Origin of the sequence: Roseovarius aestuarii (genome assembly GCF_019966515.1) — a bacterium.
Lineage (GTDB): Bacteria > Pseudomonadota > Alphaproteobacteria > Rhodobacterales > Rhodobacteraceae > Roseovarius > Roseovarius aestuarii.
Genome location: NZ_JAIMIB010000023.1, coordinates 1 through 15,939, shown reverse-complemented (window position 1 = coordinate 15,939; position 15,939 = coordinate 1). Strand labels below are relative to the sequence as shown.

The 15,939-nt window shown below is 59.4% G+C and carries 12 protein-coding genes; 11 read left to right on the top strand and 1 reads right to left on the bottom strand.

Annotation, left to right across the window (positions count from 1 at the left end; genetic code table 11):
* The first annotated feature begins 57 nt into the window (after nt 1-57).
* From LC334_RS20170 to LC334_RS20140, 7 genes are read left to right on the top strand one after another with little or no spacing between them, the layout of a single operon-like run.
* Nucleotides 58-1,323, top strand: coding sequence for a hydroxymethylglutaryl-CoA reductase (locus LC334_RS20170; RefSeq protein ID WP_139836520.1), 1,266 nt, complete (start codon nt 58-60; stop codon nt 1,321-1,323).
* The gene (locus LC334_RS20165) at nt 1,320-2,231 is read left to right on the top strand and encodes a UbiA family prenyltransferase (protein ID WP_085802203.1); all 912 of its coding nucleotides are present in this window, start codon (nt 1,320-1,322) and stop codon (nt 2,229-2,231) included. Before LC334_RS20170 ends, LC334_RS20165 begins: the two co-directional genes overlap by 4 nt.
* Complete coding sequence (locus tag LC334_RS20160; RefSeq protein WP_085802204.1) at nt 2,228-4,684, top strand: PEP/pyruvate-binding domain-containing protein; 2,457 nt, start codon at nt 2,228-2,230, stop codon at nt 4,682-4,684. The genes LC334_RS20165 and LC334_RS20160 overlap by 4 nt, the downstream gene beginning before the upstream one ends.
* Entirely contained in the window at nt 4,677-5,777 is a 1,101-nt protein-coding gene (locus LC334_RS20155) for a DUF3419 family protein (RefSeq protein WP_085802205.1), read from the top strand. The genes LC334_RS20160 and LC334_RS20155 overlap by 8 nt, the downstream gene beginning before the upstream one ends.
* Complete coding sequence (locus LC334_RS20150; protein WP_085802206.1) at nt 5,774-7,105, top strand: hypothetical protein; 1,332 nt, start codon at nt 5,774-5,776, stop codon at nt 7,103-7,105. Before LC334_RS20155 ends, LC334_RS20150 begins: the two co-directional genes overlap by 4 nt.
* Nucleotides 7,102-7,947 (top strand): hypothetical protein, encoded by an 846-nt coding sequence (locus LC334_RS20145; protein ID WP_085802207.1) that lies wholly within the window; start codon nt 7,102-7,104, stop codon nt 7,945-7,947. The genes LC334_RS20150 and LC334_RS20145 overlap by 4 nt, the downstream gene beginning before the upstream one ends.
* The gene (locus LC334_RS20140) at nt 7,940-9,361 is read left to right on the top strand and encodes an AMP-binding protein (protein ID WP_176237776.1); all 1,422 of its coding nucleotides are present in this window, start codon (nt 7,940-7,942) and stop codon (nt 9,359-9,361) included. The genes LC334_RS20145 and LC334_RS20140 overlap by 8 nt, the downstream gene beginning before the upstream one ends.
* 32 nt (nt 9,362-9,393) lie before the next feature.
* Here LC334_RS20140 and LC334_RS20135 read toward each other — a convergent pair whose 3' ends face one another.
* Nucleotides 9,394-10,638 carry an NAD(P)/FAD-dependent oxidoreductase gene (locus LC334_RS20135; protein ID WP_085802209.1) on the bottom strand — a complete coding sequence of 415 codons (1,245 nt, stop codon included), beginning with the start codon at nt 10,636-10,638 and terminating at the stop codon, nt 9,394-9,396.
* A gap of 224 nt (nt 10,639-10,862) precedes the next feature.
* Between LC334_RS20135 and LC334_RS20130 the strand changes: the two genes are divergently transcribed.
* The 4 genes from LC334_RS20130 to LC334_RS20115 are packed head-to-tail and all read left to right on the top strand — an operon-like array spanning nt 10,863 to nt 15,834.
* Entirely contained in the window at nt 10,863-11,813 is a 951-nt protein-coding gene (locus LC334_RS20130) for an ABC transporter substrate-binding protein (protein ID WP_085802210.1), read from the top strand.
* 15 nt (nt 11,814-11,828) lie between these two features.
* The gene (locus LC334_RS20125) at nt 11,829-12,887 is read left to right on the top strand and encodes a quaternary amine ABC transporter ATP-binding protein (RefSeq protein WP_085802211.1); all 1,059 of its coding nucleotides are present in this window, start codon (nt 11,829-11,831) and stop codon (nt 12,885-12,887) included.
* Nucleotides 12,884-14,953, top strand: coding sequence for an ABC transporter permease (locus LC334_RS20120; RefSeq protein WP_085802212.1), 2,070 nt, complete (start codon nt 12,884-12,886; stop codon nt 14,951-14,953). The genes LC334_RS20125 and LC334_RS20120 overlap by 4 nt, the downstream gene beginning before the upstream one ends.
* Nucleotides 14,950-15,834: a DMT family transporter gene (locus LC334_RS20115; protein WP_085802213.1), complete on the top strand. Its 885-nt coding sequence runs from the start codon at nt 14,950-14,952 to the stop codon at nt 15,832-15,834. The genes LC334_RS20120 and LC334_RS20115 overlap by 4 nt, the downstream gene beginning before the upstream one ends.
* The last annotated feature ends 105 nt before the right edge of the window (nt 15,835-15,939 follow it).

Genomic DNA, 15,939 nt, shown 5'->3' with positions numbered 1-15,939 from the left:
CAGGTTAAAGGCTAATTACACTATGTTTCGTAAAGAGCATACACGGAGCAGGATTTCTTGATTATTCCATTTCACGTTCGGGAAATGCTGCGCCGCATCAAACTCCGGTACGATGCCGAAAAGACGCCGCAACAACTGGCGCCGAGTGACGATGACTTTACGGCGACGCGCCCATCGCGCAAGGCGAGTCCTGAGACGGTCGCCCGGTTTTGGGAGCGATTGAAGCCAAGGGCAAGCGAAGCGGATCAATTGCAGATAGCCGATCCAGCGACCGTTCAGGTGGCCGAAATCTATGGCGCCAACATCGAAAATTTCATCGGTACCGTCAAACTGCCGGTGGGCATCATCGGGCCCCTGCGGTTGAACGGCATGAACGCCAATGGCGATTTTCATGTGCCACTTGCGACGACCGAGGCCGCGTTGGTCGCGTCTTACGGGCGGGGCGCCTATGCTGCGACGCAGTCAGGCGGTATCAGCACCGCCGTGCTCTACGAAGGGGTGCTTCGTACGCCAGCCTTCGTGTTCGAAAGCCTGCTGCAAGCCGGGCAATTTGTGGATTGGGTTGTCAGCAATATCGACATGCTCAAAGCCGCAGCCGAGTCGACGACGAGGCATGGTGAACTTGTCTCGCTAGAGCCGTTCATCGACACGAATGTGGTGTTTCTGATCTGTCGATATACGACCGGGGATGCCGCCGGTCAGAATATGGTGACGATCGCCACCGATGCGCTGTGTCGCGCCATTGCCGACGACTGCCCTATCCCGATCGAGAACTGGTATATCGAGGGCAACTTCTCGGGCGATAAAAAGGCATCGGCGCTTGGTCTGGTGACGGGGCGCGGGCGCAAGGTCAGCGCCTCGGTTATTCTGTCTGCGAAAATCGTCGAGAAAACACTGGGCACCACGGTTGATGCCATGCTGGCCTATGGTCAGGTTGCCAATCTTGGCGCGCATCTTTCGGGCCAATTGGGCGCGCAGGCACATTACGCCAATGGTCTGGCGGCGTTTTACATCGCGACCGGGCAGGATGCGGCCTGCGTGGCCGAAAGCGCTATGGGCGTGACAAGAATGGAGTCGCGAGGCGAGGACATTTTCTGCTCCGTGACGCTGCCCAATATCCTTGTCGGATCGGTGGGGGGTGGCACCGGCTTGCCAAGCCAGACCGCTGCCCTGAATATTCTGGGCCTGAAAGGTAATGGGCATGGCACCGCCCTGGCCGAAGTTGCTGCGGCCACCTGTCTGTGCGGCGAAATATCCATCGTTGCGGCAATCGCGGCGGGCCATTTCACCCGCGCCCATGAAAGCCTGGCACGTCACAGATGAGTCTTATGAACCGGTTCTGGATCTACCAGTCTGAACGCTTCCCGCTGAAAAAGACCGTCCCGTTACTGCTGGTTTTCTCAGCAGCAAGCATCTGCGTTTCAGCACGTCTTGCCGAGCGCCCGTTGCCGGACTGGCCTGCCTTTGTTGTGGGTTTTGTGCTTGCCATGTGCCTGTTTTTCCAGATGCGAGTCTGTGACGAATTCAAAGACGCCGAGGATGATCGCCGCTATAGGCCGGAACGCCCCATTCCCCGCGGCCTGGTTTCCCCGGCTGAGGTGCTGGGGCTGGGCTTGCTGACACTGCCAATTGCGGTCGCCGCTGCTTGGTTGTGGTACCCGCCGGTCCTGTGGTGTCTGCTGATCGTCTGGGTGTGGCTTTCGGCCATGACGGCCGAATTCGGGATGCCATCCTGGCTCAAGACGCGGCCCATCCTCTATCTGCTCAGCCATATGGCGATCATGCCGTTGATTGACCTATTGCTCACCAGTATCGAATGGCTCCCGGCAGGGGGAGCTCCTTCGCAGCTCTGGTTGTTTCTGGCGCTGTCGTTTGTAAACGGGTGTGTGCTTGAGATCGGTCGCAAGCTCTGGGCGCCTGAGAATGAAATAGAAGGTGTCGATACTTATTCGGCGCTTTGGGGGCCGCGCAAGGCAACGACCATCTGGCTATGTTGTCTTTTGCTGTCCTATGCGCTGCTGGTTGGCACTGCTTTCGCAACCGGTGTCGGCTGGATCAGCATGTCGATCGGGGCTTTTGTCCTTGTCCCGTGTATGCTTGGGGCGCAAAGCTACGTGCGGGCGCCCACCGCCGAAGCGCAGGAGCGGATGGATACGATTTCGGGGTTGTGGGTGTTTTTCTGCTATGCCACGGCAGGCTTTTTGCCGCTGTTGATCGGAGCCCTCACATGAGCCTCATTGTCCCTCAATCCGACGCGACCGATATAGCTGTGGTCGGCGGCAAGGCGGCGGCACTGGCACAGCTTGCCGGTTTCGGGTTCGAACCTCCTGCTTTTTTCGTCATCACCGACAGCGCGTTCCGGATGGGAAAATCCGGCCCTGTTGCAACCAAGGGTTTGAAATCCGCGCTGACCGCGGCACTTAACGCCCTGGGGCCGGGGCCTTATGCCGTGCGCAGTTCGGGCCGGGCCGAAGATGGGGTCGAACATAGCCATGCCGGGCAGTTTGACACGGTTCTGAATGTCGCGCGTAACGATGTCTTGCAGGCCGCAAAGCAGGTCTGGCAATCCGGGTTTTCGGACACGGTTGAGGCTTATCGCGCGGTTACGTCGCGTGGCGAGGCCGAGGCTCCTTCGATCATCGTGCAACGTATGATCGACGCAACGGCGGCAGGTGTCGCCTTCTCTGCCGACCCGGTCAGTGGGCAACGCGGTGTCACGGTCATCTCGGCCATCGCGGGGCTGGGCGAGGCCTTGGTTTCGGGTGAGGCCGATGGCGAAGACTGGGTTATTGATCAAAACGGCACGCCCAAAAACGCGCCTGAAACGCCGAAGGTGTTGACGCCGGACGCCGCTCGGCAGATTGCCAGCCTTGCGCGCAAGGCAGAAGTTGCGTTTGGGGCACCGCAGGACATCGAATGGGCCTTTGATGCCGACGGTCTGCACATCCTTCAGGCGCGGCCGATCACCACCGCACTGCGCCCTGTGGCCATGCCCGATACGGCGTTGACCATTTTTGATAACTCCAACATCGTTGAAAGCTATCCCGGCATGGTCAGCCCACTGACCTATTCCTTTGCGCTGCACGTGTATTCCCGGGTGTATCGTGCCTTCGTGCGGCTTTTGGGCGTGTCCGATAAAACGATCGGGCAGAACGCAGCACTCTTTGACAATATGCTCGGCCGGATTGACGGGCGCGTCTACTATAATCTGGTCAACTGGTATCGTGCTCTGGCGTTGCTACCGGGATTTTCACTTAACCGGGAATATATGGAAACGATGATGGGCGTTTCCGAACCGATGCCGCGAGAGATCACGGATGCCATTGGCCCGCCCCCAGCCAAGGGGATGCGCAAGGGGCTGGAATACGCAAAGCTGGCAAAAGTCGCAGGGGGTCTGATCTGGCAGGCCGCCAGCCTACCGCGCACACGGCGCAATTTCTATGCAAGGCTGAACGATGTGCTGGTCAGCAGGCTGGATATCGATGCAGCCAACGCGACCGAGCTTGCTGCTGAATACCGGCATATCGAAAGCACGCTTCTGGATCGTTGGGATGCGCCGCTGATCAATGATTTCCTGTGCATGATCGCCTTCGGTGGCTCGCTCAATCTGCTGAAGAAATGGCTGGGTGACGACGGGGTGCTGCTGCATAACGATGTGATGATCGGGCAAGGTGATATTGTTTCGGCGGAACCCGCGCAGCGGATTGCCCGGATGGGCCGCATGGTGCGCGATGCAGGGATGGCGGATCAGTTGCGCGCAGACCCTCAAATGCCAACCCTCGCAGGACATCGGGAAATCGAGGCCGAAGTAGATGCCTATCTGGACAGGTTCGGGGATCGGTGTGTTGAGGAGCTGAAGCTTGAAAGCATCTCGTTGCGGGATGACCCGACAAGCCTGCTGATGGCTGTTGCGGCAAGTGCTGCGCGCCCAGAAGGTGCCCAGCACGAGGTTATCGAACCTGACTGGAAAGTGCTGTTTCCCACCAACCCGATGAAACGCTATCTGGCAAAATGGATCATTGGCTGGACCAAGGCGCGCGTGCGCGACCGCGAAAACCTGAGGTTTGAGCGGACAAGGATATTTGGCCATGCCCGCCGCGTTTTTCTGGGCATCGGGCGCGAGTTTGCCGCGCGTGGGTTGTTGAGTGAGCCACGTGACGTGTTTCACCTGACGACCCACGAGGTGCTTGGCGCGGTGGAAGGCTTTAGCCTGTCACCTGATCTCAAGGGGATCGTGGCGCAGCGCCAAGGCGAAGATGCAGCATCCTCCCGGCGTCCGGACCCGCCAGAGCGTATTGAAATACGCGGCCCGGCCATTGCGCCCGTTTGGGCGGAGGCCACGGATGCCAAACCCGACGATGCAAGAATGAAAACAGCGACCGGCTGTTCGGCCGGGCAGGTCACCGCCCGCGCGCGGGTCATCCGCGATCCCCGGACCGAGGCATTGGACCCGGGTGATATTCTGGTGGCGCGCCATACCGACCCCGGCTGGATTGCGGTGTTTTCGAACGCGTCCGCCATAGTGGTGGAACGCGGCTCACTTTTGTCGCACTCGGCCATCGTCGCGCGTGAGCTGGGCATTCCCTGTGTGGTGGGGCTGAAAGGTGCCACGCAATGGATCAAGGACGGTGAGATGCTGTCGGTTGACGGCGCGAGCGGTGCAGTGGAACGATGCGATGCCTAGCAGCGAAATCGAGGCAAAGGCAGATTTTGATCACATCCGATATGCGCAGCTATGGGAGGATGCGGATGTTCTGACTGACGCCCTGGGCGCCTGTGCCGGAGGAACTTTGGTGTCGATCTGCTCTGCCGGGGACAATGCGCTGGCCATGCTGACCCTTGATCCGGCCAAGGTCGTGGTCGTCGATCTGTCACCCGCGCAGATTGCCTGCCTCAAACTGCGGATCGCAGCGTACCGAACGCTTTCTCATCCGGAATTCATCGAACTCACCGGATCGCGCAGCTGCAAACGCCGCCTCTCGCTTCTGTCCCGCGCGCTGGAAGAAACCGACGCCGAGACGCGCGCATTCTGGAATGCGCTGGCCCCGGATGTGGATCGGTATGGTATCGGAGGTGTCGGGAAATTCGAGCGGTATTTCCGAATATTCCGGACCTGGCTTTTGCCGCTGGTGCATTCGCGCCGAACTATAGACGACGTGTTCGTGTCGCGAGACCCGCACGCGCGCGAGGCCTTCTTTGATACACGGTTTAACACGTTCCGGTGGCGCCTGCTGCTGAACGTGTTTTTTTCACGTTTTGTCATGGGCCGCATGGGCCGCGACAAGGCGTTCTTCGATCATGTCGAGGGCAGCCCGGCGCAGCATGTGGCCCGTCGCATCCGCCACGCGGGCGTGGATACCGATCCGTCGCAGAACCCCTATCTGCATTGGATTCTGAAAGGCACGCATGGAAATGCGCTGCCAATGGCCTGGCGCGCCGAGCATTATGACACGATAGTGTCACGGTTGGATCGCCTTGATATTCGCCCCGGATCACTGGAAGCGTTCGTATCGACGGGTGAAAAAGCCGATGGTTTCAATCTTTCCGACATTTTCGAATACATGTCGCCCGAGGTTTTTGCGCAGGTCTATGGCTCGATCCTGTCCGCCGCCGCCCCCGGGGCGAGACTGGTCTACTGGAACATGATGGTGCCGCGAAGGGTGCCCGAACAGAACAAGGAACGAATGAAAACCCTGACCGACATCGAAACCCGTTTGAAAACCAGGGACATGGCGTTTTTCTACTCGGATTTCGTGGTCGAACAGGTGCGGGCGTGAGCGTTCCGCTTCAGATCGTGCTCGCCTTTGGGTCAGTTCTGGTGTTGCTGGGACTGGTGATGATCGTCAGAAGTTTGGCCAAAACGGTTGGTTTGAACGCCGAGGTGCAGCGAAAGCTCATCCATGTAGGCACCGGCCTATACGCATTGCTGCTACCCTGGCTTTTTCCCGATCGCTGGCCTGTGTACATGCTGATTGCGGTGACATTGATCGTCATGCTCATTCTGCGTCTGCCCCGGTTTTCCAACGGTCTTGGAGCAACCCTGCATGGGGTCGAACGCAAATCCTATGGCGATTTCCTTTTGGCGCTGTCCGTTGGCCTTTGTTTCCTGCTGGCGGGTGAGGTGACGCTGTTTTACGTCCTGCCAATCGCGGTACTTACATTGGCCGACGCCGCGGCCGCACTTGCCGGTACTGCCTATGGCACCAAGCATTTCGTGGTGGAGGATGGCGAAAAAAGTGTCGAAGGATCGGTGGTATTTTTCGTGGTCACGCTGCTGATTGCGATCACCTGTTTCCTTGTGATGTCGGATCTGCCACCGATTAACATGCTGGTGCTTTGCTTGATGGTCGCGGCCTTCGGGACATTGGTCGAGGCGCAAAGCTGGCGCGGTTTTGATAACCTCTTCCTGCCGCTGGGTCTGTTGATTTTTTTGTTCGTACACAGCACCAGCTCACTGACGGAATTGGTGCTGCTGGCGGTTACGTTCTTTGCCGCTATTGTCAGCTTTCGTAAGCTCGGACCAAAGCTGGGGCTGACCCGGCATGCCGCGCGCGTTTATGTTGTTGCTATCTTTCTGGTGATGGCCGTCGCGGCCATTCACAACGCCGTTCTGCCGATGATGGTCCTTGCTGCACACATATGGGCGCGCACGGCAAATCCCTGTGATAGCAAGTATTCCGATCTGGATATCGTCGCTTCCTTGGGCCTATTCAGTTTTGGCTGGCTGGCATTGGGAAACGCGACCGGCTGGAACGCGGTGTCGTTTTACGGGATCAGCGCGATGGGGCTGGCGATGGGGCTCAGCGTTCTGGCTTGGCGCGGTAACCTGCTTATCGTGGCTGTTATCGCGGGTGCCCTGTTCGCGATCCGGTCCTGGGTAGTTAATCTGAATCCCGAGGCGTCTAACTGGGCCGAACCATTGATGGTCTTGTCGGCCCTGACGCTAACGGTCACCGCCGGTCTGCCGCAATTTGCACCGCAGCTGTTCATCAAGGACAGAGTGCTCAGATTGACGCTGGTGGCATTGGCGCTTCCACTGGCGTACTATCTGTGGTCCGTGGCAGGGTCCTGGGGGGAACGACTTGCCGCTGGAGCCACGTCATGACGACAAAGATATTCAAAACCGAAAATGCCAAACTGACGGTCTATCCGAACGGCCCGGAGTGGGACGGAGTACCGGCCGCGGCATTCGGTGACTTTTCGTGCAAGACGCCCGATGCGGGAGCGGAAATTCTGGCGGAGGCCATCGAATGGGTTCGGCGTTCAGGTGTTGACCGGATCATCGGACCGATGTCGGGCGACACTTGGCACAAATACCGGTTTGTGTCGGAAAGCGATGGATCAGCGTCCTTCCTGATGGAGCCTACAAACAAATCCCATGAACCCGAGGTTTTTTACTCAGCTGGGTTTTCCGAGATCAGTCGTTATTTTTCGGCTCGTGTGCCACTGGTTCACGCTGCAAAATCTGCGCCGCCTCCGACCGATGCTTTTGTGATCGAAACATGGGATGGTAGAGAACCCGAAAGGCTGTTCCAGCAGGTTTTCGACATGTCAGTTCAGGCCTTTGCCGGAAATGCCTTTTACAAACCTATTTCCGAAGCGGATTTCCTAGCCATGTATATGCCAATGGTGCCGATGATCAAAAAGGAGTTGATCTTTTTCGCCCGTCGTCCGGATGGCACGTTGGCAGGCTTCCTGTTTGGCATTCCCAACTATGCCGAGGGACCGAAAACGAAAACGGCCATCCTCAAGACCTATGCAAGTCTGGAGCGTGGAGCGGGCCGGCATCTGGCCAGCATGTTTCACAAATCCGCGCTGGACCTTGGATTCGATGATGCGATCCATGCGCTGATACATGACGATAACCAATCCGCTGATCGCAGCACGGCAGAAGGCGCAACCGTGTTCCGGCGGTATAGTCTGTTGGGGCTGCGGCCGGATGGCTAACCTGCTGGACCAATTCGCGACCGCTGTCGATAGGCATCCTGACAGGATCGCAATCGTTGACGGCAAGGGTCGCGAAATCAGTTTCAAGCAGTTGCAAAAACGCGCGCAGGGATTTGCCGCTAAGTGGCACGATAAAGGGATCAGACCGGGTGATCGCGTCTTGCTGGCGATGCCGGTCAACGCGGATCTTTACGCAAGCCTGGCCGCCCTATGGTCTTTGGGGGCGACGGTGGTGCTGCCAGAACCGGCAATGGGGCTTGCCGGATTGCGCCATGCGGCGCGAGTGACCCGGCCAAAGGCGTTTTGTGCATCAGGCGTTTATGCCCCGCTCAAGTTTTTGGTGCCGGAACTTTGGGCGCTGCGCTTGTTGTTACCCCGCGGTGCGCGGGTTGACCAGCCGGTGAAAACCGTGCGGGATAATGATACCGCTCTGATCTCGTTTACATCCGGCACTACTGGTCTGCCCAAAGCCATTCCGCGCAGTCACGGGTTCCTCATGGCGCAACATGATGCGATTGCTCCGCTTCTTGACAGCACCGAGGCCGAGCGTGATCTGGTGGCGTTTCCGGTTTTTACGTTGATCAACCTTGCCGCCGGGCGCACGACCATATTGCCTAACTGGAAAATGACCAGGCTTCACAAACTTGCACCCGCTCTGCTTTCGGCGTGGATTACACAACAAAAGGCCACGCGGCTGCTTATTCCGCCCTCCCTGTGCGAAAAACTGGCCTTGTGCGGTCAAACTGAGCCCTTGCACACCGTTTTTACGGGCGGCGGTCCGGTCTTTCCCGATCTGGTCGATAAGCTGCGACGCAAAACTGATCTGGACGTGATCTGCGTTTATGGATCGACGGAAGCAGAGCCGATTGCCCATCTTGATGCACGCGACATATCGGTTGAGGATCAGCACTGGATGAAGGTAGGTAAGGGACTTTTGGTTGGACATCCTGTGCCGCAGATCAAATTGCGTATCCTCGACGACGAGGTGCAGGTGGCCGGGCCGCATGTAAATGACGGATATCTTGATCCTGCCCACGCGAAGGACAACAAGATAATCGATGGACCGACCACGTGGCACCGAACTGGTGATGCGGGTGCACTCGATGATCAGGGACGGCTCTGGCTCTGGGGGCGTTTGGGCAGCGATGTGACGAGCGACAGCGGCCGCATCTTCCCCTTCACCGTGGAAGTAACTGCAAGACATTGGCCGGGCATCGAGCAGAGTGCCCTTGTGAGGCTCAATGGTCATCCGGCGTTATGCATTCAGGGCGACCCGGAATATCAGCCCACCTGGGAGAAGCTTGCGCGCGACATTGGCGTTCCGCGGGTTATATCCGTGCAGAAAATACCGTTAGACAGGCGCCACAGGTCTAAAGTGGATCGCAGGCAGCTAATGCGCCTTTTGGACGGCTAATCAGCTTGGTCAGTACCACTTACACGCTTGGGTTAGTGGAACCGGTTGGCGTTGTAGGGCGCCATGTCGATATTCGGGCGGCGGCCCGCGATCATGTCTGCTACCAAGCGACCGGTCTTGGGCCCTGCAGTCAGCCCTATATGCTGATGGCCAAACGCCGCGTGTACGCCTGTCTGGCCGATCTCACCAATCAGCGGCAGGCTGTCCGGTGTCGAGGGCCGAAAGCCCAGCCATTCCTCGGCGCTATCATAGGTAAGGTCTGGGAATGTCTGGGCAATATAGTGCCGGATCAGCTCCAGCGGTTTGCGCGAGGGGCCTTTTTCTATGCTGCCCAGCTCGACCGTTCCGGCGCAGCGCAGACCGTCATTCATCGGCGTCACCCCGAATTTCCCGGTGGTGACCATCAGCGGATTACGGGGCATCTGCGACGGGTTTTTCAGATGCAGGTGATGCCCGCGTTCGGCCTCCATCGGCACGTTCAGTCCCAGTTTTCGCATCAGCGGCTTAGACCAGATACCCGCCGCCAATACGGCCTGATCACAAGGCAGACTCCCCTGATCGGTTTCAACACTCGTAATGCGCCCGTCTGCGAGGGTCAGATCCCAGACATCAGCCCGCCTCAGCGTGCCGCCCTCCTCGATAAACACCTGTGCCAGCGCCTTGAGATACCCGCCGGGATTAAGGATATGTCCGTGGTCTTTTGTAACGGCCAGACATTGAATGCGGCGCCCAAGGATCGGCTCGGCCTCACGCACGGCGGGCCCTTCGATCAGTTCAGGCGCCATGCCGGTGGCGCTGCGGAATTGCCAGCCATAGCTGTCCGCGTCGAACGCCGCGCGGGTCTCGTAGGCATAGCTGAAATCGCTCAGCCCTATGAAGTCGGCGGCGCTGGTCCCACGGGTCAGGGCCTGATGCTGGGTGACGCTGTCGGTGAGGATCGGGGCTAGGCCCTCGATCATGTGGCGTGCACCATCTTCGTTTGCATTGGACAGGAACTTTATCAGCCAGGGCAGCAGGCGCGGAGCATAGCTCCACTGCAGGAACAGTGGTGATTTCGGGTTCAGCAGGTACTTTAGCCCGGTCTTCATCAGCCCCGGCGTGTTGACCGGTATGATCGCCCATTGCGCCAGCAACCCGGCATTACCAAAGGACGCGCCTGCACCGGGACCGTCCTTATCCAGCAACGTCACCTCATGTCCGGCGCGGCGCAACCAGATTGCGGTTGAAACGCCGTTAATACCTGCGCCGATGACGATGATTCTTTGTGGAGTGGACATAGGAATGCCTTTGGTCGCGGGCTGATTGCTGCCACCTAAACCCAGGCCGCATCGGCGCGCAAGTGGGACATGTCAGTGGCAAGATGACACGACTTGTGTTTGATCTTCTGCAGAGGTTTTGACAGGCTGATTTGCAGGACGCGGATATCCTCAAAATCTGTTGCGCTTTGAGTGCGAAGATTATATTGACTCTCCAGTCAATAAAAAACCAGGGAGAGACTAACATGAAATCAACAGCATTAGGCGTGGCCTTTGCATGTATGGCAGGTATCGCTGGCGCCGCCGAAATGGGCGCCGTCGATGAGCCGATCAAGCTGGCGGTGAATGAATGGACCGGTCAGCATGTCAGCACGCATATCGCGGGCGAAATGCTCAAGGCCGCAGGCTACAAGGTGGAATATGTGACCGCCGGATACATGAACATGTACCAGGCGATGGCAGATGGCGAGATCCACGGCGCGATGGAAATCTGGTCTTCGAATGTCTCGGACGAGTACGCCAAGCAGGTCGAGGCTGGCGGCGTGGCCGAACTGGGCGATCTGGGCCTCGATGCCAAGGAAGGCATCGCTTATCCCGCCCATGTGGCCGAGATGTGCCCGGGCCTGCCGGCCTGGGAAGCGCTGAAAGACTGCGCCCAGAATTTCGCCACGGCTGAAACTCTGCCAGCGGGTCGTTTGGTGGACTATCCCGCAGACTGGGGCACGCCGGGCGCCGACCGCATGACCGGCCTGGAGCTGCCGTTCAAGGCGGTGCCAGCGGGTTCCGAGGGCGCATTGATTGCCGAATTACGCGCCTCAACAGACAAGAAATCGCCGCTGCTGATTACCTTCTGGCAACCGCATTGGGCGATGTCGGCCTATGACGTGCAGTTCGTTGATCTTCCGGTAGGCGAGGCCGCCTGTTTCGAAGACCCGGCTTGGGGTCCGAACCCGAACGCTGTCAACGACTGCGATTTCGCGCCGACCCGCATCTTCAAGGCCGGCTGGTCCGGCATGGCCGACAAATGGCCTGCCGCAACCGAGATCCTGACCAACTACCAACTGTCGGTCGAAGATCAGCAGCCGCTGATGGGCAAAGTCGATGTTGATGGCATGTCGGTGGAAGAGGTTGTCGCCGCATGGATGGCCGAGAATGAGGCCACCTGGAAACCCGTCGTCGACGCGGCCACCAACTAAGCGTCGGGCGCAGCAATGACCTCTCAGACAGGCTCGGGGGAGCCAGCCATCAGTTGCCGGAATGTCTGGCAGGTCTTTGGCCCCAATGCGAAAACCAAACTGGCCGATGCACTGGCCAAAGCGGGCGGCGACAGCGATGCCGCCGCCCGTGATCTGCGCGATCAGGGGCTGATCCCCGCCGTGCAGGACGCGACCTTCGATGTCCATCCCGGCGAATTGTTCGTGATCATGGGGCTGTCGGGTTCCGGTAAATCCACCATCGTGCGCTGTATATCGCAGTTGTTGCAGGCGACTGGTGGTGAAATTCTGATCGAAGGCGAGAACCTTGTCGACGCCTCCAAGGCACGGCTGATCGAACTTAGGCGTCGCAAGCTAGGCATGGTATTCCAGCATTTCGGCCTGTTTCCCCACATGACGGTCACTGAAAACGTGGCCTTCCCGCTGAAAATGCAGGGGCAGGGCAAAGCCGAACGGATGAAACGCGCGCTTGAGGTGATCGATCTGGTGGGCCTCAAGGGCCGCGAAGACAGCTTCCCGCGCGAGATGTCGGGCGGGCAGCGTCAGCGGGTGGGGATCGCGCGATCCCTGGCGGTGAACCCCGATATCTGGTTTCTGGATGAACCGTTTTCAGCGCTAGATCCGCTCATTCGCCGCCAGTTGCAGGACGAGTTCATCAACATTCAGGCAACGCTGAAGAAATCCATCGTGTTCATCACCCATGACATTGCCGAAGCTTTGAAGATAGCCGACCGCATCGCGATCATGCGCGACGGCAAGATCGTGCAGATCGGGACTCCGACCGAGATCGTGCTGAAGCCGGTCGACGACTACGTGCGCGAGTTTTCCAAGGATGTCGTCAAGGGGCGCCATGCCAAGGTCGCCTCGGTGATGAAACCCGCCGAGGGCGTCAACTCAAGCGGTCCGGGCCTCAGGCAGGACATGACGCTGGAGGCGGCGCTTGCGTCGTGCATTTCGCATTACGACCCCGTGCCGGTTTTGTGCGGTGAGGGGCATGTGGTTGGCGTAGTTGATCCCGCCGATCTGGCCGCAGCCCTTCAGGCGGAAGAGACATGATAGCCGACAGCGAACTGCCCACCGCTCGCGGCGGGATCGCGCTCAGCACCGGCGCAACGGCTGCGCTGATCGCGCTTTTGACCGGAGCGGTGTGCATTGCGCTAACCCCGCTGGTGCCCTGGCTGGTCAAATTTCCCGATGCCTGGGCGTTACCGGCGGCGGAGTGGATCGGTATCTCGCTCACCTGGTTTCTGGACCTGATCAAACCCGCGATGCGGGTATTCTCAGCCCTGATGGCCTATCCGATGGATTCGGCCAACACGCTCTTTACCGGTATGCCCTGGCCGCTGATGATCGGCTTCGTCACGGCGCTGGGCTGGTATATCGGCGGGTTGCCAATGGCGGCGCTGGGTCTTGTCGGGCTGGGGTTCGTGCTGGCGACAGGATACTGGTTGGAAGGCATGGCCACACTGGCGCTGGTGGCGGTATCGGTCCCCCTGGCGTTGTTCATGGGAGCGGCAATCGGCATTCTGGCTAACGAGTTTCCGCGCTTCAAATCCGCCATTCAGACCGTGCTCGACGTGATGCAGACGGTACCGACATTTGCTTATCTCACGCCGCTTTTGTTCCTGTTCGGCTTTGGCCCGGTGGTGGGCTTGATCGCCAGTGCGATCTATGCCGCACCGCCGATGGCGCGCAATATGATCCTGGGGCTGGAACGGGTTGAAAGCGACATCAAGGAGGCAGCCGTGATGTCGGGTGGGACTCGCTTGCAACAACTTTTCCTGATCGAGATCCCCTCGGCCAAGACCCAGATCATGGTTGGTGTGAACCAATGCCTGATGGCGGCGCTCAGCATGGTGATCATCGCCGCGGTGATCGGCGGGTTCAAGGATATCGGTTGGGAGGTTCTGCTGACCATGCGCAAGGCCTATTTCGGTCCCAGCCTGATGGCGGGCATGGTGATCGTGATCTTCGCCATGATCATCGACCGCTATTCCAGCAAACTGGCCTCGGACCGCATACGTCACAGCCTGCGCGTTGCGGTCGCGATTGCCATGATCGGTGTGATCGTGGCCGTGGCCTCGTGGCAGTCCTTGCCTGATCCGTCGGCGATTACGCTGCTTGATCCGGTCTCGGATTGGCTGGATGCGGGTCTCACCGGGTTTCTGCGCGAAAACGGCGCCGGGCTGGATGGGCTCAAAAATGGGGCAATGTTTTATGGTCTTCTGCCGCTCAAGATCGGCCTTGACGGCGCGGTGTTACCGTTCACCTGGGGGTTCCAATGGACGGGCGGCATGAGCACGGCGCTCTACGCGACCGCCGCTGCTGCGGGCCTTGCGTTGGCGCTGCGCGGTAAGGCGACGCTGGGCATCGTGCTGGTGATCGTGGTGGGCATTATCGAAACCGGCCTGGCCGAGTTACCCTGGCCTTTCGTGCTGGTGGGCGCAGGCGCTATCGGCTGGGTGTCGGGCGGACGCAAACTGGCGACCTTTGCGGTTGTCATGCTGGCGCTTGTGCTTTTCAGCGGTCTCTGGGAACGGGCGCTCCTGTCGCTTTATATGTCCGGCGCGGCGGTCTTTACCTGCGCTATCGTCGGCGGCGGGATCGGGCTGCTCTGTGCCGTCAGCCCGCTGGCATGGCGCTTCGTGCTGCCGATCTGCGACATGCTGCAAACCATCCCGCTCTTCGTCTTTCTGATCCCGGTCTTGATGTTCTTCCAGATTGGAGAATTTTCTGCCTTCCTTGCCATTTGCCTCTACGCCATTGTGCCGATGATCCGGTACACAAGGCACGGGCTGATCAATACGCCCGAAGAAATGATCGAGGCAGCTGTGTCGTCCGGAGCGACCGAATGGCAGACGATGGTCGAGGTGCGCGCGCCCTATGCCGCGCCCACGATCCTGCTGGGCCTCAACCAGACCATCCTCTACGCCTTCGCCATGCTGGTGATCGCTGCGCTCATCGGCACCACCGGGCTCGGGCAGTCGATCTATGGTGCACTGGCACAGGCGGATGTTGGCCTTGGCATCGCCTCGGGCGCGGCCATGGCCATTCTGGCGCTCGTGGCCGACCGTCTGGTGCAGGGCTTTGCCGAGGAACGCCGGCAGGCGCTCGGCCTATGACCACGATTGCCGAACGGCCAATGACACCCGTCATCATGGCCTTTCTGGCGGCGGCACTTTGGGGCATCTGGTGGATCCCGATACGCTATCTGGAAACCCTCGGCATGGACGGGGCGTGGGGCAGTGTGGCGATGAACGTCGGTGCGGCGCTCTTTGCCATCCTCTGGGTGCTTATCACCCGCTCAACATTCCAGATTGGCCTGAGCGGCTTACTTGGGGCGGCGCTGGTCGGCGTCGCGGTCTCGACCTATTCGGTGGCGATCACCATGGCCGATGTGGTGCGGGTGATCCTGCTTTTCTACCTGGCGCCAGGCTGGGGCAAGATCATCGAATGGGCCTTCATGGGGCGAGGCTGGCACTGGGCCTCAACCTTCACCGTCGCAGCTTCGCTCATTGGGGCTTGGCTCGTGCTGGGCGGGGAATTGTCGCTGTCGGGCATAGGTGCCGGAGATTTTCTGGCGGTGCTCTCGGGGATGACCTGGGCTGGCGGCGCTGCGTTGATTTTCACCGGTGACCGCGCCAGCCCCTCGGTGCTGACGCTGGTGACATGTCTGAGCGCCACGCTGATCGGCGCGGGCTTTATCGTGCTGGGCGCCGGCACGGTATTTTCCGGCAATGCGACCACTTGGGGCAGCAGCATCGGGGCGCTGGCAGGTGTGGTCTATGTGTTGCCGATCATGGTTCTGACGCTCTGGAGTGCACAACGTCTGCCACCGGCGACGATTTCATTTCTGCTGACCGCCGAGATCCTTTCAGGCGTCCTATCCGGTGTCCTGTTTCTCGACGAGCCTTTTGGTCCGATGCAGGCAGGGGGTGCCGTGATGATCCTTCTGGCAGCGACAGCAGAAGTGCTGAAAGGGTTGGGAGAAAAAGACCGCTGAACGCATGCCGCGGGCTTTTACCAGTGGGGTTATCAGAGTCGATAGAATGATATGCCAGCGACGACGGCGTCGAGGCCGGCGGAGCGGGCGTAGTGGTAGAGGTCG